Raw genomic sequence first — 729 nt, 5'->3', positions numbered from 1 at the left:
CATCCGCGACTGGATGGATCAGTGGAACGACGACCCCAAGCCGTTCGTCTGGACCAAAACCGCCGAAGAGATCCTGGAATCCCTCGCTAAATATTGCCGACGAATTTCAGGCGCATGACACTAGTGCCACGTCAGGCAACGTTTGCCCTGTCCGCTACCGGCACCTCGGGGCGATGTCCCCGTCGATATATCCGCGCGTTCGGGGGCACGGCCAGCGCGGCCAACGCGACCCCGGGCCGTCGTTCCGTCGCGAGGGAGCGGTCAACGTGCCAGGATAAATCACGTCAAGCCGTGACTCGCGTGGGCCGGTATCGCAGGGCGACCGCCCCCGACCGGAACTCATGGCGGTCCACGGGCTCGAGCTGGATGCGCTCGCGCAGACCGGCGAGCAACGTCGGCCCGTGTCCGGCAAGGACCGGCTGCACAAGGAACTCGTACTCGTCGATCAGTCCCAGATCTGCCAACGCCAGGGGGAGCGTTACGCCACCCACCCACAGGCCCTCGCCTGACTCCTGCTTGAGCCGCTGAACCGCTTGCCCCAAGTCGCCTCGCACCAGCTCGGCATTCCAATCGACCCCGCTCAGCGTGCTCGACACGACGTAGGGGGCTCGCCCCGATGTGTGGACACGGGCTGTTATGCGACGAGCAGCACCTTATCGGTAGTTTGCTGCTCGTAGTCGATCGGGCTGAGGTAGCCGAGGGTGGAGTGTCTCCTTCGAGTGTTGTAGC

Annotated in this window: 2 protein-coding genes and 1 pseudogene; 1 reads left to right on the top strand and 2 read right to left on the bottom strand. The window is 64.5% G+C overall.

Annotated features, from left to right (window positions below; translation table 11 throughout):
- Positions 1–118, top strand: a pseudogene (locus ID574_RS61410) (IS630 family transposase); the annotation flags it as partial.
- Between the two features lie 166 nt (positions 119–284).
- Here the strand turns inward: ID574_RS61410 and ID574_RS59265 are convergent.
- Both ID574_RS59265 and ID574_RS63385 read right to left on the bottom strand, forming a co-directional pair.
- A complete protein-coding gene (locus ID574_RS59265; protein WP_223168229.1) occupies positions 285–596 on the bottom strand; it encodes a dihydrofolate reductase family protein in 312 nt (103 codons plus the stop codon).
- 38 nt (positions 597–634) lie between these two features.
- A partial coding sequence (locus tag ID574_RS63385; RefSeq protein ID WP_442939465.1) for an IS3 family transposase occupies positions 635–729 on the bottom strand: 95 nt, incomplete at its 5' end.

Source organism: Nonomuraea sp. SYSU D8015 (assembly GCF_008065375.1).
Taxonomy (GTDB): Bacteria; Actinomycetota; Actinomycetes; order Streptosporangiales; family Streptosporangiaceae; genus Nonomuraea.
The sequence above is the reverse complement of the archived record's forward strand: the minus strand, read 5'-3'. Positions and strand labels throughout refer to the sequence as shown.